Source organism: Nocardia goodfellowii (genome assembly GCF_017875645.1).
Classification (GTDB): domain Bacteria; phylum Actinomycetota; class Actinomycetes; order Mycobacteriales; family Mycobacteriaceae; genus Nocardia; species Nocardia goodfellowii.
The window spans coordinates 2,928,613-2,952,626 of record NZ_JAGGMR010000001.1; the positions used below are offsets into that span (position 1 = coordinate 2,928,613).

Here is a 24,014-nt window from a genome sequence, read left to right on the forward strand (position 1 = left end):
GCCGAGCGCGTCGGCTACAGGTTGGCCACCTTGGCCTGGCCGGTGATCACATTGTCGGCATTGTCGACCAACGCGATCCGTACCTGTACGGTCTGCCCGCGCGAGAGCGGCGCCCCGTCCAGCACGACCACGGTGTTGTGCGGATTGCCATCACAGGTGAGACCGCCTTGGACGCCCACGGCCGAGGGCGCTTCGGCGTCCGGCGCGCCCACCATCGCCTTGATGGCGGTCGCGCCGGCCGTGGCGTCACAGCTGTAGTCGACCGCGATATTGGCCGGGCCGAGGGCCGTGGCGTCGATGCTGTTGGCGGCGAGAGCGGGGGCGGCGGTCGCGACGACGGCCGCCCCGGCCATCCCGAACAGGGCGATGCCCAGGGCCGGGCGGTGGAAGTTCTGGAATGTTGCCATGGATCTTGGTCCTTCCTGGTTCAGCGGAAGTAGATCGGCACCATCCATCCTGCCACTTCTTATTTGAACCGCTGCGCGAGGAGGTCCAGGGTGGCCATGGCATTGCGGTAGTCGGGGCGCTGACTGGTGGCGGGCAGGTCGTAGACCTGGCCGGAGCGGAAGGCCGGGAGCGTGGCGAGCATCGCGTCGTCCTTCAGCTGCGCGAGGTCGCGGCCGCCCTCGAGCCGCACGACGAACAGGGCGGGGGCGTCGACCACGACGGTCAGCAGTTCCGGGCTGAACGACACCCAGTCCGCGGCCGTGGCGCGGGTCGGGTTGCCCGCCTTGGCTTCCACCTTGTTGTCGACGGTGAAGCCGACCTCGGTCAGCAGCGCGGCCAGCGGGGTGCCGGGAGCGATGACCGACGGCTTGTTGTCCTTGCGTGACTGGAAGACCGAGACCGTGCCCGCCGGCACCTTGATGGCGGCTTTGACCTCGGCGACCTTGGCGGTATAGGCGTTGATCATGGTGTCGACCTTGTCGGCCTTGTTCACGATGTTCGCGACGGCCCGTAACTGGTCCTGCCAGTTGGTGAGGTTGGACGGCACCAGGACGGTCGGCGCGATCGCGCTCAACTTGTCGTAGGCGTCGATGGACTGCTGGCCGGGGAAGCCCTGGCCGCCGCCGATGATCAGGTCCGGCTGCTGGGCCGCGATGAACTCCAGATTGATGTTGTCCCCGGACGGCAGCACCGTGGTGCCCTGCTGCTTGGCGTCCGCGGCCCAGGCGGCGGGGAACTCGCCGGGCGCCAACGGAACGCCGAGAATGCGCGGGTCGGCGGCTTTCACCTTCGCGCCGAGGTCGAAGAGGTATCCGGCGAGCGAGCCGTTGACCACGGCGATGCGCTGCGGTTCGGCGGGCACCGCGATAGCGCCGCGGTCGGTCTGTACCTCGCGGGTGCCGGAGGTCTCGGCGGCGTCCGTACCGGAATTGCCGCATCCCGCGACGACCGCGACCAGTGCGAGGACGAACAGGGCGAGCGCAGCGCGCATGCGGGCTGCTGTTTGGTTTAGGCTAACTCTCACGAGCGAAGGCTAGCCTAACTTTATTTCGGCGCGAAACCCCCGGTTCTGCGGAACGAAGGGGCCGGAAGCGTCGCGGGTCTGCCGCAACGAGCGACGTGCAGGAGACTCGCGGGTTCGCCGATTCCGAGCAGGTCGGCCAGGGTGGCACGGGTCGCGGAGCAGTCGAGGAGTTGGCTCAGCGGGTGCGTCGTATGACCGTGGCGGGAGAGCTCGAGCCAGATCCGCAGCAGGGCCCGGCCCGCTCCGATCGGATCGAGCGGGTCGGCCACGAGAACGAAAAGATCACCGTCGCAGTCGAATCGACCTTGTGCGGCCAGCAGCCGTGGCAGGCCGAGCCGGCGCAGGACCGGATATCCGGCGAGTGCGACACGCAGCCCGCGAGCTTCGAACCGGGTAAGGCCCAGGGCCGCGGCGGTAAGTCCGTCTTCTCGGTATCGCGGATGATGCGAGGTGAGGCGCAGCCAGTCGCGCAGTTCGGCTACCACCGCGGGCGTACCGAACAGATGCCGATCAGCTTGGCGCACCAGCGGATTCACGCTGTCGCCGGAGAGGAGGCGGAGTTCGGCCCCGGAGGCGTTCGCGATGCCGGTGACCCGGGCCCGCAGCTTTTCGTTCAGCGGGCCGGGCTGATACGCGCCCCGGTGCGTGGTTCGGCGCTGCAAGTCCGCGATGGTGTACGGGGTTTCGTAGCGGAGTGCGGCCGGGACCAATCGCCCGATCCGACGGTCGCCGCGCTCCGGCTCGAAGGCGATCGCGAGACCCGAGTCCGCGCAGGCGATGAGGCAGCCTTCGACGAACGCGCCCAGGGATAGCAGGAGATCTCTTGCGTCGGAGTCGCTTCGGGGAAGCGTGCGGCCGACATCCCAGCCGATGGTGACGTGGTCGTCACAGTAGGTCAGGGTCCACGGCTGGGTGTTGTGCGCGCTGGGTGCTCGACCGAACACCGGTTCGAGGGCGCGCACGGCGTCGATGGTCATCGAAGGTCCTTGTCGTAGAAGGTATAGCCGTGCAGCGGGCGGCCGCCCATCGCGCGGTAGTGCGCCGCCGAGGCGGGATTCGCGCGTTCGACGAAGGTGCTGCGCAACTGCTCGTAGCCGCCCGCCCGCAGGTTGCGCAGCAGTTCGCGGGACAGATAGCGCATGTAGCCGCAGCCCTGGCGACCGGGGACGGTGCCCTTGATGACCAGCACCGCCTCGCGCCGGTAGCGCGACCTACCGGCGAGCAGTCGGAGCTGATTGCGGAGGCCGAGGTCGCCGTCGATCTTGCCGAGAAACTCGGAGATGTCGGGAACGCACAGCACGAACGCCACCGGGCGGTCCGCTTCGGTGAGGTAGAGCAACAGTGATTCGTCGAGCAGATAGGCCAGGCCGTCGGTCTGTGCTGCCAGCTGTTCGGCCGAGATACCGGTGTAATAGCCCAGTTGAGCGAAGGATTCGTTCAGCATCTCGCGCAGGATCGGCAATTGCGTGGCGATGCGTCTCCGGTCGCCTCGATGCAGGCGCAATCGCTCGGCGGACAGCCGGGCGTCGTCGAAGCTGAACGCGGTGTCGGGATCGGCGTCCGTCGGGCAGATCCAGGTGTCGGACTCGAAACGCCTTGTAAAGCCGAAGGATTCGTACTCCTTCGGGTAGTACTCAGGATTCCAGGCGCTGTCGATGAATCCGCGGTCCGCGAACCCGGAGGTGATGACGCCACCGGCCTGATTCGGCAGCAGAGATACCGGTCCGAAGACTCCGTCCCGCCCGTTTCTCCTTGCCGCACGGCCGATTTCGGCGAACAGCGCCGCTCCCGCGCCGGGCCGGAATTCGGTGAGTCCGAACAACTGCGGCCGTCGGCTGAGCTTCGTGTCGAAGGCGGCGTCGGTGTGCAGCGTGGTGCGCGCGATCACCCGCCCGCTGCTGTCCCGCAGCAGGTGGAGTGCGACGCCGTCGCGGTACCACCGATTGATGGTCTGGTGCGGTATCGGCACATAACGGTGATCGTGCAATTGCCGCGGCAACGCCAGGAACTCGCGCAGCGCAGGGGCATTCGTCACCTGCTCGAACCTCATCGCCGCACCACCGGCGGGCCCGCCTGCTCCGTGGACAGCGGCGTGAAGGTCGGAATATGCCCCATCCGATTGCCTTCGGCCCGCCAGATGCCATTGCTGTACCCCGCCGGATCCGCGTAATACAGCCGGATGAAGCCGCCGGTGGCGTTGTTGGTGTCGTCGGTTACCCAGACCATCAGTTCGCGATGGCGCTTGCTGCGGGCGAAACTCAGCAGCGCGTCGCGATCCTCGAAGAACGCGATCGTGCCGAGTGTGAGTGGAAACTCGTAATAGACCTTGTGCCAACGATATCCGCGCATGCGCCGCATGTCGCGCACCATCCGGACCCAGGTGCGGGTCAGGGTGAGAATCGAGCGCGGGCCGCGGTATCTCGTCGCGCCGATGAACATGGCGGAGGCCTGTCCCTGTGGCGGGGTCTTGCTGAAGTCGGTGGTTCTCACGACGCCTCCACCAGATACGAGTTCTTGAGCTTGGTCCGCGCGGCGAAGGGGCCGGTACCCGGCTCGAACAGTCGTACCCGCAGGTCGGCGGCGCTCGGATCCTCGCGCACGGAAGCGGCGAAGTCACGCGAGACATGCGCCAGGTGGTTCAGCACACCGCGGCGGCAGGATTCGGCGAGCAGCACCCGCTCGCGGGCGTCCAGGCCGGTGTCCCGCAGTTCCAGGTTGACCACCGGGCGCGCTTCCAGGCTGGGCAGCTCCGCCAGCGACAGGCAGAACCCGGCGATTCGGTCGGCATACGGGTTGTCCTGGTATAGGCCGTATTCGACATCCTGGGGATAGAGGTTAGCGCCCATGTAGGAGACGGTGCTGTCGGTGCGGCCGAACAGGAACAGCAGCGGCAGGTTCATCCGGTCGGCGCCGCGATGACGTTGGAACTCGGCCCAGCGCACCGGGTCTCGGCGCAACGCGCGCAGCACCGTGGGCAGAGTGTGCAGCACCGCTTCGTCACCGACGTTGTAGCGCAGCTTGGGTTGCAGGCAGTGCCGGGAAGTGATGGTGCACAACAGCTCCGAGCGCGCGTTGGTCTCCAGGTACGTCTCCAGCGGGTTGTAGTGGAAGATCATCGGCAGTCGCTGTTCGCCGGCGCCCAGCAGCTCGCGCCGCAGCTCGGCGTCCTGGGCCAGCAGCTTGCGCAACCAGACGGTGCAGCCGGTCTCCGCGCCGATGCCGATCGACAGATCGCTCGCGCCGTATCCCGACCGCACCCGGACGAACCGCTGCTCCAGGTAGTCGCGCAGCGCCTCGGTCAGCGCCTCGCCGCCCACCATGCCTTGCAATCGGTATGCGTCCCAGTCGAATCCGAGCTCGTCGAGGCGGTCGCGCAGGTGCTTCAGGAATGGCGGGTACGCGGCGACGACATAGTCGTAGTCCGGCCCGAACTGCCGCAGCGTGTCGACGATCTTGTCCAGATCCGGGCCGGTGTTCTTCACCATCGCGATCCGCGCCAGCGCGGCCCCGGTGGTGGTGCCGGTCGCCCACGCACCCATCGAGTAGGCGTTGATCACGAACAGTCGATCGCCGGGAAACGCCATCTGCACATAGCCCGCCGCATTGCGGTAGATGGTGCGCAACTCCTTGGGCCCGCGCGCCCAGTTGAACGGTGTGCCGGTCGAACCCGAGGACTCGTCGACGATGACGCCCGCGCGATGCAACCGGCCCTCGCGGCAGCGGCTCTCCTGGTCGTACCGGCTCGCGTAGCCGGACTTGTCGGTTTCGGGAAAATCATTGAGCCGCTTCGCCTTTCCGGCACCCGATCGGCGCAGGAAGTCCCGGTAGGCGGGAACTTCCAGGGCCGCGAGGCGGCAGGTCGCTTCGGCGTGCCCGGCCGCCACCCGGGCGAGACTCGGATGGTAGGTCCGAGCCATCCGCCGCCAAAGCGCCGGATGTGCCGACGCGGTGTGATAAACCCCCGTCAGGAACCCCGAAACAGCTTGCAGTCGAACGCGTCTCGCCCGCTCCCGCGCGGTCGCCCGGCGCGTTCCCCCGGTGAAAGTTCTGTTCATACGTCCAGCCTGCTCGCGCGCGGGCCGCCGGGAATCTGTGCGCCTACCCGGATGGATTAGGTGGCACTACTCATTCCGCTCGGCTACGGCGGCAACAGTCCCGCAGAAACGGCACCAGGTGCGCGGCAACGGCGTCGGGGTCGTCGGCGAAGGGCCAGTGGCCGAGCCCGGGCAAGATCTGGATGTCGGCCGCCGGCCAGACCTCGGACTGGGTGTGGGCGAAGTGGGCGGGCACCCACGGATCCTCGGCGCCCCAGAGAACCAGGGCCGGAACCTCGCGCGGAATGGCCAGCATCGATGCGGCCAGCATGGCGGCGGGGTCCCGGGCGGCGCGGTAGAGCTCGAGCACGGTGCGGCGGGTGTGCCGGTCGTAGCCGTCGTACATGTGGTCGATGAAATCGCGGGGCAGCCGCGGATTGGCGCGTCGCAGCAACCAGCGCATGCCGGGGCGGTTGGTCACCGCCTGGGTGAACTCGCCGAGGATCGGTGTCTGCCAGATCCGGGCGTAGGCGTGCCAGCGGTAACCGGGCAGCGCTCCGGCGTTGATCAGCGTGATCGAGGCGACCCGCTCGGGCCGGGCCGCGGCCCAGGCCAATCCCCACGGAACGCCGAAGTCGTGCCCGACGAGGTGGACACGGCGCAGGCCGAGCGTCTCGATGGCGGCGATGAGGAAGGCGCGGTAGTCGCCTTCGACGCGGTGGTCGAAACCGGGGAAGGTGCGGGCAGCGCCGTAACCGGGCAGGTCGAACGCGATCGCACGGGCGAACTCGCCGACCCGGGGCAGTAATGAGAGCCAGTCGGCCGCGTTGCCCGGGGTGCCGTGCAGAAAAACCACCGCCTCGTCGGCGGTGGGGTCACCGGATTGCAGCAGCGTGGACGTGACCTGGGCGACGCGGAGTTCTTCTGCGGAAATATTGTGCATGCCTTCGGCTTTCGATCGGTGGTTGCCACCAATCTGCCCGGTTGCCGTGGCGCTCGATACCGTCCAGGGGACGATGTTCGCCACCTACCACGGCAGGAGACGGCGCGACACGCGGCCTACGCGGGCGGTGGGCCGGGGCGCCGGTGCAGGCGGAGAAAATGCACGGTGACCATTGACTGCTCGTCCTCCCGGCTCCGGTCGGTGTGGTTTCTCGTGGCGGCGGCGCTAGCGCTGTCCAGCACCCCGGCGCACGCCGCGCCGCTGCCCGTGCCCTACGACGGCCCGGCCGGACAGGTCGTCACCGTTGTCGCTCCGGCGGAGTCGTCGACGACGGCCGTGCTCGAGGCGTGGAACCGCCAGGGCGCCGGCTGGATTCGCGTGCTGGGACCGTTTCCGGCGTTCGTCGGGACGGAAGGCGTCGGCGAGGCCCGGGAAGGGGTCGCGCGCACCCCGGCGGGAGTGTGGGGGCTGACCCACGCGTTCGGCAATCGGCCCGACAACGGCACTCGGCTGCCGTATCGCCAAGTGACGCCGTGGGATTGGTGGGTCGGGGACTCCCGGTCGCCGCTCTACAACATGCCGTTCCTCTGCCCGCCGGGCCTGTGTCCCTTCGATCAGGGAGCCAGCGAACGGCTCGGCGCGGTCGGTACGGCCTACGACTACGCCGTGGTCATGGACTACAACCGCCGCCCGGCGGTACCGGGCAAGGGGTCGGCGTTCTTCTTGCACGTATCCACCGGTTCGCCCACCGCGGGGTGTGTCGCCATCGCCGCCGCCGACCTCGACGCCGTCATGCGCTGGCTGGACCCGGCCGAACACCCGGTGATCGCCATCGCCGCGCAGCCGGGCTAGCGGAAACCGAACAGCGGCGGGAAGGCCAGCACCACGATCCACGCCCACCCGGCGTAGACGACGAGGTAGCCGGTCTGCCAGCCTTCCAAGCGCTCGAACGGCATACGGCCACGCAGGAACCCGAGCAGCAGCCAGGCGGACCAGGCGAGATTGGCCAGCAGGATGAGGTTCTCACCGAGGGCGGCGATCTTGTTCGGTGTGGAGCCGTATTCGGTGATCCGGCCGGTGAGGGCGGAGAGCACCAGCAGATCCACCAGCAGCGCGCTGACCACCAGCGCCAATTGCAGTTTGTCGAACAGTGTCGGCTCGGCCGGGCGGTCGAGGGCGGAGACGGCGTAGAGCAGCAGGCCCAAGATCACCACCAGCAGCAGATCGAAGAGGATCAGCACATCGCGGTCGACCTCGAGACCGGTCCGGCTCAGACCGAAACCGATCAGCAAGGCCAGCAGAACGACGGTGAACAGCGGGGTGAAGATCTTCGTCAGCACCGGCGCGATGGTCTCCAGCACACCCTGTTTGGTCTCCACCAGCCAGGCCGCGACCACGATCGCCGCGACCGCACCGCACGGCGCGAGCCATTCGCCGACGAAGGTCTCCGCGTCGATGCCGATGGCGTCGAAGGTGCCGACCGTGATGGCGGTGAGCACACCGCCGCCCAGCCCGATCAGGACGAGGTACACCAGCCATTCGCCGCTGAAGCGGATGAAGTCCATGCGCCGGTGGTGGGCGCGCCAGTCACGGCCCGCGTAGGCGACGCCGGTCGCCAGCCAGAGCGCCAGCGGCAGATGGATGGCGGACAGCGCCACCGACTGCGAATCACTCTCCAGCCCATAGGCATTGGCGGCGACCGCGCCGAGTACGAACAGGCCGGCCACGACCACGGTGGCGGCCGGGCTCAGCTTGCGGCGCAGCCCGAAGTAGAGCGCGAGCGGCGCGAGCGCGAACAGCGCGAGGTTGCGCAGATAGAACTCGCCGCTGTCGTCGAAGTCGACGCCGAACAGTGCCGGGGTCTTGATGGCGATCGCCGCCGTCGCCGCGCACCCGAGCATGGTGCGCAAAGCGGAACGGTCGGCGGGTTGCTCGGGCCCGTCGCTCAGCACCAGATCGCGCCACAACCGGTTGGACTGGGTACGCGCGAACTCGCGCGCCTGGCCGTCCTCCGCGGCCAGCCGCTTCAGTGCGACGAGGAAACTCTCACCGGGTCGCAGCCCGGTCGCGGTCAATTCCGCGATGCTGCCCCGCAGTCGCCCGTCCAGCGCGTCGACCTCGGCCTCGGAGCGGTGTTTACGCAGGTAGGTTTGCCATTGGTCGAGTTGTGTGTCGATCCCGTCCGCGCTCATTTCGTCATCACAGGCTGATCGAAACACAGGATGTTGTAGTTCCTGTGGTCATCGTGGGCGGGAGCGGTGTAACCCGCCGCGCGCCAGCCCCAAGCCCGGTACATCGCGTCGGCGGGGGCCGCCGGATCGACGGTGAGGACCGCGAGCGGCTCGGCCCGGCCGCGCAGCAGGGTCTCCAGCAGGCCGCGGCCGAGCCCGTGCCCCCGATTCGACTCGCGCACAGCCAGTTCCATCACCGCGAACTTCGGCACTTCCAGCGCCCCGGGCGGTGGCGGCGTGGCGGCTTCGGGCAACCAGGTACCGGCGGCGAGGGTGTACCCGTATGCCATGCCGACCAGCACACCCGAGTCGAGGGCGCAGACCAGTTCGAATCCCGGTTCCGCCATTTCGGCGGTCAGCAACTCCCGGAACCGGGCCACCTCCGCCGGTCCCTCGAGGTACGGCGGCTCGGCGAAAACCTCGCCGTACAACTCGATCAGCGCCTCGACCCGCGCTGCCGCCGAGGTCGCGTCCGCGCGGACGAACAGTGCAGTCATCATGCATATTCTGCCGGTGCCGGCACCCCGGGCCAAGGCCTCTTGGTGTCGGGATCGGCCTGAGCAGGTGACGAAGACGCACTGCGACCTTGCCGCGCCATGACGATCTGGCAGACGGCAATGAAGTTGACGTAGTTCCGCGCCGCGCCCAGTGCCGATCCGGCAGACGGCGCTGAGGTCGACGTAGCTCCGCTCGTCAGACGACAGTCGATCGGATCGGATGCGGGGCACCGATTCTCAGGCGAGGGGCTGCAGGGTAACCGCGGATCGCGCCAGCTGAGTGAGGACTTCCGGGGCGGGCCAGGTACGGATTTCGTAGCGCGGTGGGTCCATGCCGGGGATCGGAGTGAGCCCGGTGTGTTCGGCCGCGGCGTGGAAGGGGACGTCGAACAGTCGCTCGATGGCGCCGGATTCGGTGTTCTGGCAGAAGGCGATGTAATCCGCGTGCGGGAGCAGGTAGTCGACGCCCTCGCCCCAGACCGTGATCGTGCAGGGACCGTCGGTGGTTTCCATGAACGTCACCGCGGCCACATAGGCTGGTTCCAAGTCGTGGCCGGGTATTTCGTAATGCTCTTCGAAAGTTTCGTTGAGCCACTGGGTTTGGGTGCCGTACTCGGCGGTGGCGAGCCCGGCGCGGGCGCGGTGCGCGGCGGGGAGCATATCGTGCGGCCCGGCCTGGTCGAAGGGCACGACGTTGTCGTCGCCGTCGAGCGTGTAGCCCTGCGGGGAGAGTGGGCGCGCGGCCGCGCGGTACTGCTCCTCGGCCATCTTGTACATCCGGCCGAGCAACTCGGGGACGTCGGGAACCACGATCAGGGTGTCGGTGTCGGGCATGAAGGCGACCGGGCGGCGGTGGCCGTAGCGGGCGCGGAAGGAGGCGAGCCAGCCGGGGACCAGCGGCCAGGACGCGAAGTAGGCGCTGCCGTCGTCGACGTAGCGGACGATCGCGTTGCCGCCGCTGTCGTGCGGGTCGACCATCGTGGCCAGGTTCTCGTGGGCCGCGGCGAAGACCTCGTCCGCCGAAACACCCCAGGTGGCGAGGAAGGCGCGCGAGACGATGGCGCGCGATTCCGGCTTGTCCACCGCGACGAACTCATTGATGAACGGGAACGCCGGACGGGACAGTGGGCGGGCCTCCGCGAGATGCTCGATCCCATAGGTGACCGGCCGCAGGACCGGGCGCAACTGCGCGCGCACGGAGGGCCAGTCCTGCGGTGTCGCCGGATCGCGCAACGCCGACAAGAAGCGGGTGATGCGCGCGGTGCGTTCGACCGCGGGTAGTTCCCGCGTCTCGCGATAGATGTTGCCCAGATAGATTTCCAGGTCGTCGACGTGCAGGGTGAATTCGTCCGCGTCGTAGCGCACCTCCGGGGTGCCGAGCGCCTTCAGTTGCGTCATGACCAGTGCCGCAAAGTGATTCGGAGACTCGTCCGCGAAATCCGCCACCCGGTCACCGTAGTCCGGACGGTGCCGGCGTGCACGGCCGAGTTACCGCGGCCCTGGGTTCTGTTCGAATTTTTCGGCGTAGCGAATGAGAAGGTCCCCGGGGTCGGCGGGTGGCGATCGGCGGCGCCACACGGCCCGGAATTTGCGGGTCAGCACGGCGTCGGCGAGCGGGATCTCGATCAGTTCGCCGGACGCCAGGGCGGCCCCGGCGACCAGCCGGCTCAGGACGGCGGGCGCGGCGCCGGTCCGCGCGGTGGTCAATATCGCTGCCGTGGAGCCCAATTCGGCTGCGGGAGAGCAGGGTTCGGCATCGGCGGCCAGGAGTTCCCAGATGGTATCGCGGGTGCCCGAGCCGGGCTCGCGCCATAGCAGGGCGGTGGCGGCCAGTTCGCGCACCGTCAAGGGTTTGCGGCGCCGGGCCCAGGCGTGACCGCGCCCGACCACGACCACCAGGTCGTCCGCGCCCAGCACCCGGCTGGCCAGTTCGGCCGGCGGATGCGGGCCTTCGACGAATCCCACGTCGGCGTGCGCCTGCTGCACCCACGCCTCGACCTGACGCGAATTGCCCACCTCCAGTGCCACGGTCACCTCGGGCCGGGCGGCGCGCAGAGCCGCGAGCCAGTGCGGGATACGGTGGTCGGCAATGGTTTTTGACGCCGCGATGCGCAATTTGGGCAGGTCGACGGACCGCAGCGCCGCGACGGCGGAGGTGAACGCCCGCGCCGCGGCCAGCACCGGCCGGGCCTGGTCCACGACCACCCGTCCGGGGTCGGTCAGCGCGGAACCGGTGGGACCACGGTCCAGCAACCGCAGCCGCAATCGGCGCTCCAGCGCGGCGATGCGCATGCTCGCGGCCGGTTGCGTGATGCCGTGCCGGCGGGCGGCGGCGCCGAGACTGCCCAGCTCGGCAACCGAGACGAGAAGATCGAGCACCTCCAGGTCGGGTGTTCCCGGTGGGAGGGTCATGCGGGGATTATGCGGCATCCACCCATAAGCCCGCCTGATGAGGTGGTCGGCAGTTGGCGTCTACCGGCCGGCGACACCGACGGCGATGGTTGAGCTCTGCCCTGCGGGTAGCGAATACCGAGGAGAGATCATGACTTTCGTCATCGGAGCGGCTTGCGTCGACGTGCTGGACCGCGCCTGCATCGAGGAATGCCCGCTGGACTGCATCTATGTCGGCGATCGCATGGCCTACATCAATCCGGCGGAATGCACGGACTGCTCGGCGTGCGAGCCCGCCTGCCCGGTCGAGGCCATCTACTACGAGGACGATATGCCCGCCGGTGAAGAGGTATTCGTCGTCGAGAACGCACGCTTCTTCGAGGCGGTGTTGCCGGGCCGCACGTCGGCGCTCGGCGACCCCGGTGGGGCGACGAATCTCGGCGCGGTGGGTGTGGACACGGCCTACGTCGCGAGCTATCGGCCGGAGTGCTGACTACTTCGCGGCGCTCGCCCATTCCGTCCTGAGCATGGCGAAATCGAGTTCGGTGGTCCACTCGCCCTTGAAGAACTCGTTGTGCACCAGCCGCGCTTCCTGCCGCATGCCCAGTCGCCGCGCGACGGCGGCGGAGGCCGTATTGCGTTCGTCGAGCCGGGCGACGATGCGGTGCAGGCCCAGTTCCTCGAAACCGAGACGCAGCATGGCCTGCGCCGCCTCGGTGGCGTACCCGTGCCCGGCCGCCGCTGGATCGAAGACATAGCCGATCTCGCCTCCGGCATGGATTCGACTGTGCCAGAACAGGACCGCGTCCCCGATCAGGATGCCGGTCTCGGCCACCTCGACTCCGAGGGTAAGTGCCTGACCTTCGTCGGTGAGTCCGCTGTTCGCCCACTGCGTCGCGATCCGCTCCCGAATCAGTTCGCGCGTCATCGGCTCGAACGGTACGTAGCGGCACACGTCGGGGCGGCTGCGGTAGGCGAACAGCGCGTCGACGTCGTCCGTCGTGAAAGGGCGCAACAACAGGCGCTTGGTCCGGACCGGGTAGCTGGGCTGCAACGTGGAGAGCACGGCGTCCATCGTGCCAGTGCGAGTCACATCGCCGTCGCCGCCGACGATAATCGGAGAAGGGACCCACCTATTCCTGGAGCGATGTCATGGTCGAGCTCGGTTTCGTCGGCGTCAGCCGTCCCGCGAACGATCATCGGTTCGTCAGTACGACCGATGGTGACACCCCGAATATCGAGATGGCCGTGCGCATGGTCTCGATCGATACTCCCGAATCGCTGTTCGGTGGGAGCCCGCCGACCGCGCAGGCCACCCTCGACCGGGCGAAAACCCGTCTGCTGGACGGCACCTTCGACGCACTGCCCGAAGCCCTGCGCGACTATCTGGTCGCCCGCATCACGCCGGACGCCGCGCAGCGGCACTTGGCGGCGGGAAAGGCCGCGGCCGCGGTGCACAAGCAGATGGTGGACACCCGGCTCACCCGCCCGGACGGCAGCCAGCGCAAGATGGCGGTGATCGCGACCGGCGAGCTGATCGAGAACAAGGGCCGGATGCTCGCCTACACCGCGCCTTGGTTCAGCGGATCGGCGAGTGATCCGCTGCCGCCGCGCGACGACCCGCGCCGCCGCACGTTCAACCTCGACCTCGTCGCCGCGGGCTGGGCCGCCACGTTCGTCATCTATCCGTCGATTCCGTCCGCCGCGGATCTCACCATGCTGCTGGAAGCGGCGAAGTCGGCCTGGGACAACAAAACCGGCGCATGGACGCACGGTGGTGCGGACCTGCTGCTCGCCTATGAATACCGGGCGCTGATCAAACTCGGCACCGCGAACCTCGAAGATCCCGCCGCGACCATGGACGAGGCGTTCCAGCGGGTCTGCGTGGATCTGCGCGATCTCACCGAGGTGGGCCGGCACGGCTACCACGAGGTGCCGCCACCGGACCGATTGTGGTTCTGGGCCAAGGACATCGAACAGGCGCGGCGGGATCTGCCGATCAGCCACTGAGCCCCGTCCGGCGAGCGCATCGGCAGGACCGCGGGCTGGAGACGGCTCAGGGCCCGGCCCGCCGACGGCGAACCAGGCCCTGAGTCGCAGTTACTTACTGGTTCTCGGGGGCGTTGATGCGGTTGTAGAAACCGATGCCGACCACGATGGCGGCGGGCACACCGGTGATGACCAGACCGGCGGCCGTGCCCAGCGGGATGCCGACCGCGGCACCGGCGAGGCAACCGGCGATGCCGGTCGCGCCGCCCAGATCCAGCACGGGCAGACCCAGGATGAGGCCGCCCGCGCCGCCGATGGCGCAGCCCGCGCCGCCGCCGACGATGGTGCCGACGAGGGTGCCGATGGCGGTGATGATGCCGAACTGGGTGGCCGCCGCGGACACGGCGTCATCGAAGGCGTCCTGCTTGACCACGTCGTGGCGCAGGCTGGACGGGTGCGCCGCGGACACGTCCTTGACCGGGGTCAGGACGGCACGCAGGCCGTCGACACCGGCGTCGATCGGGTATTCGAGATCGTTCAGGGTGTAGGAGAGCGGCAGGCCGACGACGACGTTGCCCTGCTCGTCCCGGACCTGGAACTGGCCGTTGTCGGTGGTGAGCGAGCCCTTGTCGGTCTCGACGACGACGGAGTCGCCCTCGATGGAGGTCTTCCAGCCGATACCGGGCAGCACCTGCTGGACGCCCTGGTCCACGCCGTCGAGGAACGACGGGATGACCGGAGCGGGCGCGGCGTGCGAAGTGCCGGTGGCGATGCCGAGAGCCGCGATAACCAGAGCCGAGGTTGCGGCGATCTTGCTGAGCTTCATTACTTTGCTTTCCCTCAGTGGCGCGGTCCCTCATCGAGCCCGCAGGTCCTCGACCGAGCACCCATGGTCAAGTGTCCAAGAGAATGTTGCTGAAAAGTAACTTAAAGTTTCATAAGCGCCCGAATCGGACTGTGATGTAGATCAAACGCGCTAGCCCCGGCCGCTCAGGGGCCAGTTTTGCACTGTGGAAGAGCTTTGTGACTCGCGCCACTAACCGGGGGGGGGAGGGTCACTCAGCCGCGAGCGTCGGGCAGATCCGGCGGGTCGGCCGGGAGGCCCTCCTGGACGCGCAAGAACTTGAGGTAGTCGATCAGCGAGGCCAGTGACTGCTGGGACAGATCGATGGCCCGGAAGGCGATGGCCTCGAGCCCGGGGGCGGTACTCAGCCGCAGGTATTCGATCTCCTGACGGCCGCGCTGCCAGGCGTCGTCGTCGGTGAAGAAGCGGATGTCGACACCGAAGGCGGCGGCCAGCCCGGCGGCGTGCTTGAGCGAGGGATTCTGCTTCAGCCCCGAACGCAGTTGCGCCACGTAGACAGCCGAAATCGGATGACCCTGCTCGGTGGCGCGGCGCGCGATCTCGTCGGCGGTGTACCGCCGGCCGTCCGGATTGGGCATCGTGCGGAACAGGTATTCGAGACGGTCCGAGAAGGCCGCTCCCGCCATGCCGCGCTCCTCACTGACTAGGGCTCTGCGTTGAGACAGCAGTCATGCTACAGCATATGCCGATTACGGCTCGGGCTGCTGTCCGGTGCCCGGCAACGCTTATGCTGCAGAACTTTTCGACGGCTCCGGCAGGACACGGCCGCGGAACAGCCTGGCGGCCGCGAGTTCGTAGGCGGCGCAGTGCGTACTGCCGCCCGCGGCGGCGCGGATCGTGTGGTCGTCCAGTCGATGGGCTGTGGTCAGCGCCGGTTCGTCGCGTTGCAGCAGTCGCAGGGCGTCGCTGATCTCGATCAGCATGTCGGTCACCCGGGTTTCGCCGCGCCTGCTCGCCTGCGCGCGGAACCGGACCTGCGGATAGCGCCGCGTCAGCCACTCGTGCAGCGGCGCCAGCTCTTCGATGTAGGACCGGGCCAGGCGGGTGCTCCGGAACGCGCCGAGGACGGCCGGGCCCACGCTCCCGGCCACCAGCAGCAGACTCGCGACGATCTGGATGGTGGCGGTGAGCAGTTGGGCCCACTGCGGCGGCATCGCGGGCCACAGCAGGACCACCAGGATCACCCAGGCCTCATAGACGGCGTACACGGCCACTACGCCGACCAGGACGTTGAGCAGGGCGCGCCGCCAGTGCCGTTCGCGCGCGCCGGCGCGGGCGGCGACGACGCCCAGTGTGCACATCGCGTGCATGGTCACCATCGCCTGCAAGACCCAATAGAGCTGCATGCGCGGATGGCCGTCGAATTCGCGCCCGAAGCCCGCACCGTGTGGTTGCTGTGGAGAAGTCAGGAACAGGCAGACCAGCGCCAGCGCGACCATGCCGTAGACCGCCCGCGTCACCAGTAGCCGGCGCCGGTTCGGCGGCGTGGCCGACAGGGCATGGCCCCAATAGAAAGTGGTCAGCGCGATGGCGGACAGACCGCACAGGTGGCTGAACAGGTACGCGGCGTTGACCCGGAGCGCGTCGAACAGCGCCTCGACAGTGGGGGTGAGCGTGAGGAAACTGAGCGAGAGCAGCACCAGGATGACGATGGGAGCGCGCTGTCCGCGCGCGCCTTGCGGTGTGAGTTGCCAGAGCATGACGCAGGCCCCGAGCAGGATCAGCACGGCGACCACCGTGATGAACTGTGTCACCGCTACTCGATCCGGCTGCGGGGAAAGCCCAGCGCGCCGCGGATCTGCGCGGATTCGCCGGTGTCGGCATCGCTCCACAGGATGGTGCGCAGGGTCTGCCGGGCGAAGGCCTCGGCTTCGCGCTCGCAGCGCGAGTCGTACGCCGATCGGTACCGAACCCGCGCGAAGTTCCCGATGGCGGCGGGACTGACGATGGAACACAGGGCCTGACCCGCGTCGATCCGGAGTTCGACGCTGGTGTGGCCGTGCAGGATATGGCCGGCCTCGTGCAGCACGGTATTGATGCGGGCGATCTCCGGGAGATCGGCGTCGTATTCGATGAGATCACCGGAACCGGTGCGCAGCCAGCGCCCGGCGACGGCGGGCGGCAGGGCGGTGCTGGCCGCGATGTGCACCGGAATCCCGCTGGCGGCGGCCAGGATTCGGCCGAACTCGGGCAGGCTGAACGGCTGCAACTGGGCGGCCTTGCGCTGGACCGCGGTCAGAGTTCGGCGTCGGTTGCGATGGCTCATCTTCACTCGGCTGGGTCCTCGGGCACATCCCCCTCGCACGATAGTGCCACAGGCTACCGGCGGATCGGGCATGCGACCGCACCCGCAGTTCCTGGGTCTTGTTCGCAATCGCACAGCGCGACAGGTGAATTGGAGATGATCTTGCCGCCCGAGCCACGGTTGCGGGAGGATGGCGAAATGGGCAGACGTGCGCGCGAGCAGGATGCGCCCAGCGGCGAGCCCGAGGTGGCGGGGATGGCCGGGGTGGTGCTGGCCCTGCATTCGGATCTGGCGGAGTGGATGGGCACCGATGCACCGCCGAAAGTCTTCGATCGGTTCGCCGAGGCGTTGCACGAACGGTTCAGCGCGGTCACGGTCGTCGCGCAGGTCGTCGACCGCGATACCTTGCTGACCGGAGTGTGGTCGGTGCGAAACGCACAGCCGGGGTTGCGGATCGAGATTTCCGAGGTGGAGGAGATCGTCGCGGCCGGCACCGTGGCCGTGGTGCGCTTCGTCGCGGAGTACGCACACCGGGAGATGCGCGCCCGGCGCATGGTCACCGCGGTCCTGCTCGCCACCGACCACGGTTACCGTTGGCGATCCATGCACGAAACAGCGCCGCAGGCGTGACACGCGCAACGCCTCGCCCAGTCCATTCGTCGCCGGGCGGGGTCAGGCGCTAACTTGTTCGGGTGACGAAGAGCGGTGTATCCACGGTGGCGGCAGCATGGCAAGCGGGCGACGGAACTCCGGTGCCATTGAAGGACGCGACCGTGGCTTGGGCGCTGGCCGCGCACACCGAACTCGCCGAGCTCGCCACCGGATACGGACACTTCATCACAGTGACGGAATTGGCGGAACGGGTGCAGGAGGTGTCCGGCGTGCACACCGCCGCGCCGACCCGCACCTGGATGGAGGCGATCTTGCGCAAGGTCGCGCGCCGCTGTCACAAGGCGGGGGAGCCGCCGCTCACCGCGCTGTGTGTGCGGCAGAACCACACCGTCGGCGAGGCCTACAAGTACGTCCTCGAGCTGGCCGCGCTGCCGATCCCGGACGACCTGGAGTTACACGCCGCCTACGCGCGCTGGCAGTGCTACCAGTTCCACGGCGCGGAAATGCCCGAGGACTTTTCCGTCCCGCCGCTCACGCCCAAGGTCGCGAGCCGTCGGCGCCCGGCCAGCAAGATGACCACGCAGGTGGCGCACGCCGGGGTGGAAATCACGCAGCCGGTGCGCCCCGCCGTGTGCTCGCAGTGCTACATGCAGTTGCCCCGCGCGGGGACCTGCATCAACTGCATCTAGCTCTACGGATCGAGCTAACGATCGAAGGTGCCGGACGTGATGGACGCGGTGAAGGCCGTCCACTCGCCGGGGCCGAATACCAGTGCCGGGCCGGACGGGTCCTTCGAGTCCCGGACGCCGACTCGCCCGGTGTCGAGGAAGGCGACCTCGACGCAATCCCGGGACGCGCCACTGCGCCGGCTCTTGAACCACTTCGCGTCGGACAGTTCTGATTTCACGGGTTTCTCCTTTGCAATCCTGCGAATGAGAGTTGGCGCCTCCCCGCCACATCCAATACGACAGACCCCAGGGTCTGTGCAGAACTACGATACGACCGGATCGGTCCGAGCACTGTCGATTCCGGTGTAATTCCGATAGCGCCGTAACTTTTCGGGCTTTTCCGCCCGTTCGATCGCACAATTCGATCCGCCGCGATCATGTGATTAACAGAGTTAACGAACGGACGATGTTTCTGCCGCACAACCTATTTCATCGGTCCCGCGGCGGTGAGACTATCCGATGCGGTGCTCCCGCACCGGTGTGCTCAGGCTCGCGCCGTTGAGCTCCAGGAACAGCTCCCGTTCGGTGATCGACACGGTGGCGGTGTTGCGCCGGTCGATGGCGGGCACGGCCGCGTCGATGAACGCCCGGTCGAAGCTGTAGACGGGGATCTCCGCGCTCTGGTGGATACGCTTGCCGGTCAGTTGCGCCAGCACCTTGACCGGATCGCGATGGGTGTATACGGCCGCGCGCCCGGCCAGCTTGCTGCCGCGGTGCAGGCGCTCGGCGTCGGGCGCGCCGACCTCGATCCAGGCCGTCACCCGGCCGGTGAGGTCGCGCACCAGCACGGCGGGCTGGTCGGTGGACGAGACACCGCCCTCGCTGAAGGTGATCCCGTCGGTGTATTCCAGGCAGTAGGCCAGCAGGCGGGTGAGCATGAACTCGGCGGTCTCCGAGGGATGCCGCGCGACCCGCAAGTCCAGTTCCGTGTAGACGCCGCGATCGACATCGGCGAGGTTGACGGTGAAGGTGTGCAGGGTTGCGCTCAGGGCCATAGCTGCGGAGCCTACTGGGTGCTACACGTTTGCCTGCAGGTCGAGCTCGGCGACCTTGATCAGGCCCTCATCCGGGATCGCGGTCTCCAGCGTGAACGTGGCCGCCCGGCCCGCGATATCCAGGGACGCGATGGAATTCCCGAAATGCGGTCCGCTCACCTTCTCCCAGCGCACCGGGTCCGGTGAGATGCCGCGCTTGTCGGCGAGCCGGCGCAGCGCCGCGGCCAGCGGACGGGCCCAGGACAGGGCGAACAGCAGGTGGTACTGCTTCGGTGGATCGTTGTGCACCGGTGAGCACACCAATTGCAGCACTTCGGATTTCGTGGGCTCGGGGTATTCGGCTCGAGCCGCATAGCTGTGGTGCACATCGCCGGACAGGACGCAGATGGTGCTCGGCGCGTCCGGCGCGGTGCCCAGCCGCTGGATCAACCCGGATAGTCGTTCGAACGAGACCCGGAACGCCGGCCAATGCTCCAAATCCGCTACCTGCCTGACTTTCTCACCCAACCGGCCGCGCAGCCCCGGCAAACTCGCGGCGCGTTCGTTCAGTGATTGCAGGTGGCTTACCGCGTGCGGCATCAGCCACGGCAATGACGACCCGATCAGGAGGTGGTCGAAATCGCCTGCCGCATTGGCCTCGATCCAATCGAATTCCTCGTCACCGACCATAAGCCGTTGCCCGTCGAGAATGCGGCCGCTGCGAGTATCGATGACCAGCAACCGGATTCGCCCGAAATCGCGGCGATAGGACCAGCGGGTGGGTTTGCGGCCGTCGACTTCCTTGTCCGCCTGCTCGGCGAAATCCTCCAGCAGTTGCTGAACGTCGGTGCCCGCCTTGGTGATCTCACGGTAGAGATCGTTGCGTTCGAGCTCGTCGCGGCCGAGATTGCCGAGATGCTGATACACCCAGTAGGAGGCCAGCCCGGCGCGGATACGACTACGCCACCAAGGCTTTTCGGCCATCTGCGCCCGCCAGGTGCGGGAGGTGTTCCAGTCGTCGCGGACATCGTGATCGTCGAAGATCATCGAGGTAGGCGTGGTCGACATCAACCAGCGGATCTCCGGGTCGGACCAGGATTCGTGGTAGAGCTCGGCGTATTCGCGGAACGAGACCACTTCCTTCTCCGGCTCCTCGCCACCGCGGCGCCGCGCGAGCCACTGCTCCACATACGGTGTCGGCTGATCGGCGTAGACCTGGTCGCCGAGCAGCATCAGCGCGCCCGGCCACTGCTCCTCGGGCAGGTCACGCATCCGCAGCGCGTAGGCGTCCAGCGCGTCGGGGCCGACCTTGTCCGCCTCGAGGACGCCGGGCGTCGCCTTCGCGGCGCGGCAGGAACCGAACAGGATCCGCCGCACCGGATGGGTGCGGATGCGGCACGGCGGAAACTCCGAACCCGCTTCGGGCCAGACGGTTTCACCATCGAGGGCGACCTGATAGGGGTTCGAGGTGTCGGGCTCGAGGCCGTCTACGCACACCAGCGCGAAATGCAGCTCGCCCACCTGGAAGGTGCGCGCGCGGTGCCCCAGCACCTCTACCTCGCACGCCGAATCCGTTTCCACCCAGACCGTCGCCGAATTCGCGTCGACGTGTCGCAACACCGGGCCCAAAACCAACTCAGCCATAGTCTCGACCGTACGTCGTCGCGCGCCGGCGGGCTCGGGAAAGCACGCGGTTCCGGGATCCCACTACGCCGCCGATCCGGCGGCGCTGAGCGGTCGCGCCAGTTCCTCGAGCGACCGCTGCTCGGCCCGCACGCCGTAGACCACTTCCACCAGCCCGGCGAGCAGCATCGCCGTCGCGCCGATGGCGAACGCCAACGCGGTGCGGCCGGGGTCACCCTCCTCGGCGAGCTTCGCGAAGACGAGCGGACCGGCCACGCCGCCCGCCACGGTGCCGATTGCGTAGAAGAACGCGATGGCCATGGCCCTGGTCTCCATCGGGAAGATCTCGCTGACCGTGAGATACGCGGCGCTCGCACCGCAGGAGGCGACGAACAGCACCGCGGTCCAGCAGGCGGTGAGTGTGACGGCGCTCAGGTGACCGCCTTGGAAAAGCCATGCGGTGCCGAACAACAGGAGCGCCGAGCCGATATAGCAGCCCGCGATCATGGGTTTGCGCCCGATCGTGTCGAACAGCTTGCCCAGCAGCAGCGGGCCCAGGAAATTGCCGAAGCAGATCACCGCGAAGTAGTAACCGACCCGACCATTGTCGATGTCGAACGATTTCGTCAGAATCAGCGCGTAATTGAAGGTGATCGCGTTGTACAGAAATGCCTGACCGATGAACAACGAGAACCCGAGAGCCGCGCGTTTCGGATACAACCGCACCAGCACCGAAGCGATCTCCCCGAACCCGGTGGCACGGCGCTGGGTGATCTCCAGCCGTTGATCGGAGACATCCTCGAGCTCGCCACCGGTGTCCGCGCGCACCTGGCGTTCGATCTCGGTGACCGTGCGCTCCGCGTCGTCCTCCCGGCCGTGGATGAACTGCCAGCGCGGACTCTCCGGCACCGTCCGGCGCACGATCAGGATGACCACGCCGAAAACCGCGCCGAGCGCGAACGACAACCGCCAGCCGATATCGGTCGGGAACAGATTCGTGTTCAGCGCCACGATGGACAGCAGCGCGCCCGCCGTCGCGCCCAGCCAGAACGTCCCGTTGATGACGATATCGATGCGCCCGCGGTATTTGCGCGGGATCAGTTCGTCGATGGCCGAATTGATCGCCGCGTACTCGCCGCCGATACCGAATCCGGTGAGGAAGCGAAAGAACACGAACCACCACATGTTGAACGACAGCGCCGTCATCGCGGTCGCGAACAGATACACCGCGAGGGTGATGAGAAACAGTTTCTTGCGCCCGAACCGGTCGGTCAGCCAACCGAAGAACAGCGCGCCCGCGCCCGCACCCGCCACATACAGCGCCGCCGCCAGGCCGGAGACCTGTGCGGCGGTGATGGCCAGGCCGCTGCCCGGTTCCGACAGCCGGCCCGCCACGCTACCGACGACGGTGACCTCGAGCCCGTCCAGAATCCAGACCGAGCCCAGACCGATCACAATCGTCCAGTGCCAGCGGGACCACGGCAGCCGATCCAAACGCGCCGGAATATCGGTGGATATGGTTCGCACGGGGCACCGCCTTCGATCGCCATCGGTCTGCTCGGGGCGAATACCCGCCGACGGCGCGCGCAACCGGTGCGGCTCAGGACTTTTCGGCGAGCTCCGCGAGGCGGTCCACCGAGGCCTGCAACTTGTCGGGAGTGGTGGAGCGGGCGCGCGGCATCCGCTGCTCATCCGTCAGCCCGGTCCAGTCGTAGGTGTGCGTGACCAGAGTCCGGTTGGCGTCCAACGGTTCCAGCTCCCAGCGCCACAGATGCCCCGGCGGCTCCTTGCCGGATTCGGCGGGCAGCCAGGCGATCCGGCGGCCCTCCTCGAACTCCACCACCCGGTTCTCGCGCACCTGCCCCTTGGTGAGGGTCATGGCGAAAACCGCGCCCTCCGCGCGAACCCGTTGGCCCGCAGGCGCTTCCGAGAGGTTGTCGTTGCCGTCCCAGCGCGGTTGCTGCGCCGGGTCCGCGATCAGCTCGAAGATCGCCGCGGCGGGCGCGGAGATCTCCCGGCTGGCGAGGACTACCCGGGGCACGTCGATGTCGTCCGTCATGGATCCCATCGAACCACGCGGCGGCGCGGCCTGCGGGGCGGGTTCGAACCAGGTCGGGCCGTCGGCCAGGGCGTGTTCGAGGCGCAGGTGTTCGTGCGGTGACAGGTCCGGTAGCTCGTCGAGGGCGAACCAGGCGACCTCGAGCGACTCGTCGTCGTTCACGCGCGCGGTGCCGCCGACGGCCCGGCAGACCAGAGTGATATCCATGAATTGGCAGATGTCACCGTTGGGATAGGTGTGCGGCGGCAGGGCGCGGACGTGCGCGATGCGAACCGGGACGCAGTGTACGGCGGTCTCCTCGAACACTTCTCGTACGGCGCAGGCGGCGGGCTGCTCGCCGGGTTCCGGGATGCCCGCGATCACTGTCCAGCGCCCGGAGTCGGCGCGACGGCCCAGCAGCACCCGGCCATCGTCATTGAAAACAACCGCCGCTACCCCGGGCATCCAGAGCAACTGCTGTCCCGCCGTCGCGCGCAGCTTTCGGATGAACTCAGGAGTCGCCATGCGACGACAGTAGAGCGGTTGGCAAGATGCGGTTGTGAGTGCCACTGGGGATGATGTTCGTGCTGTCGCGCTGTCGCTGCCGGAAACGGCCGAGGACTTCGCCTGGGGCATGCCGATTTTCAAAGTCGCCCGGAAACTGTTCCTGACCCTGCCGGAGTCGGAAACCTCGATGGCGGTCCGCTGCCCGATCCTGGAACGCGACGAACTGGTCCGCGCCGAACCCACCAAATTCTGGATCGCGACCCACGAAGCGAACAACGCCTGGGTCCGCGTCCGCCTGTCCGCCCTGGACGACCGAGCCGAACTGGAGGCCATCGTGCTCGACTCCTGGAAACAGGCCGCCCCACCCCGCTTGCTGAGCGAGAGCGGTTCAGGGCCGCAATAGGCGGGACCGTAGCCGGTCGATGACGTGCTCGCTGAGCCCGGCCGCCCCCGTCAGGTGGTCCCGGTACGAGCCGAATTCTATGTGGCGCTTCATGTTTCGCAGGGTGTCATAGTCGGCTCGTAGTCTCGGTGGATGACTCTGCTGGAGGTGTTGGCCGCGACGCGGCGGTACATGGTGCTGCCGGACAATGATTTCTCCTGGTCCACTTGGGAGGATGCCGAGGGGGCGCTCGCGGAGTTCGATGGGTTGGTCGCGGAGGTGGAGCGGGGGGCGAGGCCGCGCACGTTGGTCGTGTTGTTCGCGCCGACCGGGCCGCTGCAGGAGCTCGCCATCTCGAGTGGGTGGGCCGATTCGTATCCGGAGCTGGCGGCCCGTTTCGACGCGCTGTTCTGACCGTTTCCGCCAGGTCTGGAGTCCGGTGCATATCGACTCGGATAGAGGGCATACAGTTTTATAAGAGACT

Annotated in this window: 28 protein-coding genes and 1 pseudogene; 7 read left to right on the top strand and 22 right to left on the bottom strand. The window is 67.8% G+C overall.

Features of this window, described 5'->3' with window-relative positions; all coding sequences use genetic code 11:
• Positions 1 to 14: 14 nt before the first annotated feature.
• From BJ987_RS13060 to BJ987_RS13090, 7 genes are all read right to left on the bottom strand, one after another.
• Positions 15 to 407, bottom strand: coding sequence for a hypothetical protein (locus tag BJ987_RS13060; RefSeq protein WP_209888797.1), 393 nt, complete (start codon positions 405 to 407; stop codon positions 15 to 17).
• Positions 408 to 466: 59 nt separating this feature from the next.
• Complete coding sequence (locus tag BJ987_RS13065) at positions 467 to 1,438, bottom strand: ABC transporter substrate-binding protein (protein ID WP_209888800.1); 972 nt, start codon at positions 1,436 to 1,438, stop codon at positions 467 to 469.
• A gap of 53 nt (positions 1,439 to 1,491) precedes the next feature.
• Entirely contained in the window at positions 1,492 to 2,448 is a 957-nt protein-coding gene (locus BJ987_RS13070; RefSeq protein ID WP_209888804.1) for a nitroreductase family protein, read from the bottom strand.
• Positions 2,445 to 3,506: a hypothetical protein gene (locus BJ987_RS13075; RefSeq protein WP_209888806.1), complete on the bottom strand. Its 1,062-nt coding sequence runs from the start codon at positions 3,504 to 3,506 to the stop codon at positions 2,445 to 2,447. The genes BJ987_RS13070 and BJ987_RS13075 overlap by 4 nt, the downstream gene beginning before the upstream one ends.
• 11 nt (positions 3,507 to 3,517) lie before the next feature.
• Positions 3,518 to 3,961 (bottom strand): hypothetical protein, encoded by a 444-nt coding sequence (locus tag BJ987_RS13080; RefSeq protein ID WP_209888810.1) that lies wholly within the window; start codon positions 3,959 to 3,961, stop codon positions 3,518 to 3,520.
• Entirely contained in the window at positions 3,958 to 5,388 is a 1,431-nt protein-coding gene (locus BJ987_RS13085) for a phenylacetate--CoA ligase family protein (RefSeq protein ID WP_209888812.1), read from the bottom strand. Before BJ987_RS13085 ends, BJ987_RS13080 begins: the two co-directional genes overlap by 4 nt.
• A 208-nt stretch (positions 5,389 to 5,596) precedes the next feature.
• Entirely contained in the window at positions 5,597 to 6,448 is an 852-nt protein-coding gene (locus BJ987_RS13090) for an alpha/beta fold hydrolase (RefSeq protein WP_209888815.1), read from the bottom strand.
• Between the two features lie 165 nt (positions 6,449 to 6,613).
• Here BJ987_RS13090 and BJ987_RS13095 point away from each other — a divergent pair, with 165 nt between their 5' ends.
• Complete coding sequence (locus BJ987_RS13095) at positions 6,614 to 7,300, top strand: L,D-transpeptidase family protein (protein ID WP_209888818.1); 687 nt, start codon at positions 6,614 to 6,616, stop codon at positions 7,298 to 7,300.
• On the opposite strand, the gene BJ987_RS13100 is transcribed toward BJ987_RS13095, so the two are convergent.
• The 4 genes from BJ987_RS13100 to BJ987_RS13115 form a co-directional block, all read right to left on the bottom strand.
• Positions 7,297 to 8,640, bottom strand: a complete 1,344-nt coding sequence (locus BJ987_RS13100; protein WP_209888821.1) for a hypothetical protein — start codon at positions 8,638 to 8,640, stop codon at positions 7,297 to 7,299. The two genes, BJ987_RS13095 and BJ987_RS13100, sit on opposite strands and share 4 nt — an antisense overlap.
• A complete protein-coding gene (locus tag BJ987_RS13105; protein ID WP_209888825.1) occupies positions 8,637 to 9,176 on the bottom strand; it encodes a GNAT family N-acetyltransferase in 540 nt (179 codons plus the stop codon). Before BJ987_RS13105 ends, BJ987_RS13100 begins: the two co-directional genes overlap by 4 nt.
• A 237-nt stretch (positions 9,177 to 9,413) precedes the next feature.
• Positions 9,414 to 10,622: a DUF1444 domain-containing protein gene (locus BJ987_RS13110; protein WP_209888828.1), complete on the bottom strand. Its 1,209-nt coding sequence runs from the start codon at positions 10,620 to 10,622 to the stop codon at positions 9,414 to 9,416.
• A 42-nt stretch (positions 10,623 to 10,664) separates the two neighbouring features.
• Entirely contained in the window at positions 10,665 to 11,588 is a 924-nt protein-coding gene (locus tag BJ987_RS13115) for a LysR family transcriptional regulator (RefSeq protein WP_209888831.1), read from the bottom strand.
• A 130-nt stretch (positions 11,589 to 11,718) separates the two neighbouring features.
• On the opposite strand from BJ987_RS13115, the gene fdxA reads away from it, so the two are divergent.
• Positions 11,719 to 12,060, top strand: a complete 342-nt coding sequence (fdxA, locus tag BJ987_RS13120; RefSeq protein ID WP_209888834.1) for a ferredoxin — start codon at positions 11,719 to 11,721, stop codon at positions 12,058 to 12,060.
• On the opposite strand, the gene BJ987_RS13125 is transcribed toward fdxA, so the two are convergent.
• The gene (locus BJ987_RS13125) at positions 12,061 to 12,633 is read right to left on the bottom strand and encodes a GNAT family N-acetyltransferase (protein ID WP_307869591.1); all 573 of its coding nucleotides are present in this window, start codon (positions 12,631 to 12,633) and stop codon (positions 12,061 to 12,063) included.
• 86 nt (positions 12,634 to 12,719) lie between these two features.
• Here BJ987_RS13125 and BJ987_RS13130 point away from each other — a divergent pair, with 86 nt between their 5' ends.
• Positions 12,720 to 13,577, top strand: coding sequence for a hypothetical protein (locus tag BJ987_RS13130; protein WP_209888840.1), 858 nt, complete (start codon positions 12,720 to 12,722; stop codon positions 13,575 to 13,577).
• Positions 13,578 to 13,671: 94 nt separating this feature from the next.
• On the opposite strand, the gene BJ987_RS13135 is transcribed toward BJ987_RS13130, so the two are convergent.
• The 4 genes from BJ987_RS13135 to BJ987_RS13150 form a co-directional block, all read right to left on the bottom strand.
• A complete protein-coding gene (locus tag BJ987_RS13135) occupies positions 13,672 to 14,382 on the bottom strand; it encodes a DUF8020 domain-containing protein (protein WP_209888843.1) in 711 nt (236 codons plus the stop codon).
• Between the two features lie 233 nt (positions 14,383 to 14,615).
• Positions 14,616 to 15,047 (bottom strand): helix-turn-helix domain-containing protein, encoded by a 432-nt coding sequence (locus tag BJ987_RS13140; RefSeq protein WP_209888846.1) that lies wholly within the window; start codon positions 15,045 to 15,047, stop codon positions 14,616 to 14,618.
• A 99-nt stretch (positions 15,048 to 15,146) separates the two neighbouring features.
• Positions 15,147 to 16,175, bottom strand: a complete 1,029-nt coding sequence (locus BJ987_RS13145) for a hypothetical protein (RefSeq protein ID WP_209888849.1) — start codon at positions 16,173 to 16,175, stop codon at positions 15,147 to 15,149.
• A 2-nt stretch (positions 16,176 to 16,177) separates the two neighbouring features.
• Positions 16,178 to 16,687 (bottom strand): ImmA/IrrE family metallo-endopeptidase, encoded by a 510-nt coding sequence (locus tag BJ987_RS13150; RefSeq protein ID WP_209888852.1) that lies wholly within the window; start codon positions 16,685 to 16,687, stop codon positions 16,178 to 16,180.
• Positions 16,688 to 16,864: 177 nt separating this feature from the next.
• On the opposite strand from BJ987_RS13150, the gene BJ987_RS13155 reads away from it, so the two are divergent.
• On the top strand, positions 16,865 to 17,296 hold the full coding sequence (locus tag BJ987_RS13155) for a hypothetical protein (RefSeq protein ID WP_245365938.1): 432 nt from the start codon (positions 16,865 to 16,867) through the stop codon (positions 17,294 to 17,296).
• A gap of 62 nt (positions 17,297 to 17,358) precedes the next feature.
• Positions 17,359 to 17,967, top strand: coding sequence for a hypothetical protein (locus tag BJ987_RS13160; RefSeq protein WP_307869592.1), 609 nt, complete (start codon positions 17,359 to 17,361; stop codon positions 17,965 to 17,967).
• A 14-nt stretch (positions 17,968 to 17,981) separates the two neighbouring features.
• Here the strand turns inward: BJ987_RS13160 and BJ987_RS13165 are convergent, their stop codons facing one another.
• The 6 genes and pseudogenes from BJ987_RS13165 to BJ987_RS13190 form a co-directional block, all read right to left on the bottom strand.
• Entirely contained in the window at positions 17,982 to 18,185 is a 204-nt protein-coding gene (locus BJ987_RS13165) for a DUF397 domain-containing protein (RefSeq protein ID WP_209888854.1), read from the bottom strand.
• A gap of 273 nt (positions 18,186 to 18,458) precedes the next feature.
• A complete protein-coding gene (locus tag BJ987_RS13170) occupies positions 18,459 to 19,001 on the bottom strand; it encodes a YaeQ family protein (RefSeq protein WP_209888857.1) in 543 nt (180 codons plus the stop codon).
• A 21-nt stretch (positions 19,002 to 19,022) separates the two neighbouring features.
• Complete coding sequence (locus BJ987_RS13175) at positions 19,023 to 20,624, bottom strand: alkaline phosphatase D family protein (RefSeq protein WP_209888860.1); 1,602 nt, start codon at positions 20,622 to 20,624, stop codon at positions 19,023 to 19,025.
• 63 nt (positions 20,625 to 20,687) lie between these two features.
• On the bottom strand, positions 20,688 to 22,130 hold the full coding sequence (locus tag BJ987_RS13180) for an MFS transporter (RefSeq protein WP_307869593.1): 1,443 nt from the start codon (positions 22,128 to 22,130) through the stop codon (positions 20,688 to 20,690).
• Positions 22,131 to 22,203: 73 nt separating this feature from the next.
• Positions 22,204 to 22,662 (bottom strand): SRPBCC family protein, encoded by a 459-nt coding sequence (locus BJ987_RS13185; protein ID WP_209898300.1) that lies wholly within the window; start codon positions 22,660 to 22,662, stop codon positions 22,204 to 22,206.
• Positions 22,663 to 22,707: 45 nt separating this feature from the next.
• Positions 22,708 to 23,166, bottom strand: a pseudogene (locus tag BJ987_RS13190) (NUDIX hydrolase); the annotation flags it as partial.
• A 34-nt stretch (positions 23,167 to 23,200) separates the two neighbouring features.
• Here BJ987_RS13190 and BJ987_RS13195 point away from each other — a divergent pair.
• Both BJ987_RS13195 and BJ987_RS13200 read left to right on the top strand, forming a co-directional pair.
• On the top strand, positions 23,201 to 23,551 hold the full coding sequence (locus BJ987_RS13195) for an MmcQ/YjbR family DNA-binding protein (protein WP_209888865.1): 351 nt from the start codon (positions 23,201 to 23,203) through the stop codon (positions 23,549 to 23,551).
• 132 nt (positions 23,552 to 23,683) lie between these two features.
• On the top strand, positions 23,684 to 23,944 hold the full coding sequence (locus BJ987_RS13200) for a hypothetical protein (protein ID WP_209888868.1): 261 nt from the start codon (positions 23,684 to 23,686) through the stop codon (positions 23,942 to 23,944).
• Positions 23,945 to 24,014: the final 70 nt, after the last annotated feature.

Excerpts from the sequence above, each read along its gene's own strand:
- BJ987_RS13065 (WP_209888800.1), bottom strand. The coding sequence starts at position 1,438 with ATGCGCGCTGCGCTCGCCCTGTTCGTCCTCGCACTGGTCGCGGTCGTC.
- BJ987_RS13150 (WP_209888852.1), bottom strand. The coding sequence starts at position 16,687 with ATGAGCCATCGCAACCGACGCCGAACTCTGACCGCGGTCCAGCGCAAG.
- BJ987_RS13070 (WP_209888804.1), bottom strand. The coding sequence starts at position 2,448 with ATGACCATCGACGCCGTGCGCGCCCTCGAACCGGTGTTCGGTCGAGCA.
- BJ987_RS13140 (WP_209888846.1), bottom strand. The coding sequence starts at position 15,047 with ATGGCGGGAGCGGCCTTCTCGGACCGTCTCGAATACCTGTTCCGCACG.
- fdxA (WP_209888834.1), top strand. The coding sequence starts at position 11,719 with ATGACTTTCGTCATCGGAGCGGCTTGCGTCGACGTGCTGGACCGCGCC.
- BJ987_RS13090 (WP_209888815.1), bottom strand. The coding sequence starts at position 6,448 with ATGCACAATATTTCCGCAGAAGAACTCCGCGTCGCCCAGGTCACGTCC.
- BJ987_RS13115 (WP_209888831.1), bottom strand. The coding sequence starts at position 11,588 with ATGACCCTCCCACCGGGAACACCCGACCTGGAGGTGCTCGATCTTCTC.
- BJ987_RS13200 (WP_209888868.1), top strand. The coding sequence starts at position 23,684 with ATGACTCTGCTGGAGGTGTTGGCCGCGACGCGGCGGTACATGGTGCTG.
- BJ987_RS13185 (WP_209898300.1), bottom strand. The coding sequence starts at position 22,662 with ATGACGGACGACATCGACGTGCCCCGGGTAGTCCTCGCCAGCCGGGAG.
- BJ987_RS13170 (WP_209888857.1), bottom strand. The coding sequence starts at position 19,001 with ATGGCCCTGAGCGCAACCCTGCACACCTTCACCGTCAACCTCGCCGAT.
- BJ987_RS13135 (WP_209888843.1), bottom strand. The coding sequence starts at position 14,382 with ATGAAGCTCAGCAAGATCGCCGCAACCTCGGCTCTGGTTATCGCGGCT.
- BJ987_RS13105 (WP_209888825.1), bottom strand. The coding sequence starts at position 9,176 with ATGACTGCACTGTTCGTCCGCGCGGACGCGACCTCGGCGGCAGCGCGG.
- BJ987_RS13085 (WP_209888812.1), bottom strand. The coding sequence starts at position 5,388 with ATGGCTCGGACCTACCATCCGAGTCTCGCCCGGGTGGCGGCCGGGCAC.
- BJ987_RS13060 (WP_209888797.1), bottom strand. The coding sequence starts at position 407 with ATGGCAACATTCCAGAACTTCCACCGCCCGGCCCTGGGCATCGCCCTG.
- BJ987_RS13175 (WP_209888860.1), bottom strand. The coding sequence starts at position 20,624 with ATGGCTGAGTTGGTTTTGGGCCCGGTGTTGCGACACGTCGACGCGAAT.
- BJ987_RS13130 (WP_209888840.1), top strand. The coding sequence starts at position 12,720 with ATGGTCGAGCTCGGTTTCGTCGGCGTCAGCCGTCCCGCGAACGATCAT.
- BJ987_RS13100 (WP_209888821.1), bottom strand. The coding sequence starts at position 8,640 with ATGAGCGCGGACGGGATCGACACACAACTCGACCAATGGCAAACCTAC.
- BJ987_RS13155 (WP_245365938.1), top strand. The coding sequence starts at position 16,865 with ATGGGCAGACGTGCGCGCGAGCAGGATGCGCCCAGCGGCGAGCCCGAG.